Origin of the sequence: Blastochloris sulfoviridis, from assembly GCF_008630065.1 — a bacterium.
Classification (GTDB): Bacteria; Pseudomonadota; Alphaproteobacteria; order Rhizobiales; family Xanthobacteraceae; genus Blastochloris; species Blastochloris sulfoviridis.
In genome coordinates this window covers 1-561 of record NZ_VWPL01000082.1, presented here as the reverse complement: position 1 = coordinate 561, position 561 = coordinate 1, and the positions used below count along the sequence as shown (strand labels likewise).

Here is a 561-nt window from a genome sequence, read left to right as displayed (position 1 = left end):
GAGGCCGGAGGTATCAACGGCCCGAGCCGTTCCGCCGCCAGGAACTTTAGCACAACTGACGCGTTAGCTGCGCGCCTGCAGCCCGTCTCAGTGAAATACCTGCCCAACACATAACACGCTCGCGGCAATACGCTCCAAGCAAATGCCGTCGCAATAATACAACGCCCAGGGAAGGAAATGCCGGATGCCGACCGCCGCCGACAACGACCGGACCGAATATGTCTCGACCGGCCATCTGCCGCCGCCCGAGGATGTGCGAAGGTGGCTGAACGGGGCATATGACACTTTCAAGTCCAATACCGAAGGCGAGAATTCGCAGGTCTATCCGGCGCTCGCCCGCGTCTCGCGCGATCTGTTCGGCATCTGCGTGGTGGGAACCAACGGCGCCGTCCATTCGGTGGGCGATATCGAGTACGAATTCTCCATCATGAGCGTCTCCAAGCCGTTCGTGTTCGCGCTGGTGTGCCAGCAGATCGGCCCGGGTGAGGCGCGCGCAAAGCTTGGCGCCAACAGCACCGGACGGCCGTTCAATTCGCTGGCGGCGATCGAGGACAGTCCGGG

The 561-nt window shown here is 62.2% G+C and carries 1 protein-coding gene; it reads left to right on the top strand.

Annotation, left to right across the window (positions count from 1 at the left end):
* Positions 1 to 184: 184 nt before the first annotated feature.
* A partial coding sequence (locus tag F1193_RS16925) for a glutaminase (RefSeq protein WP_210247399.1) occupies positions 185 to 561 on the top strand: 377 nt, incomplete at its 3' end.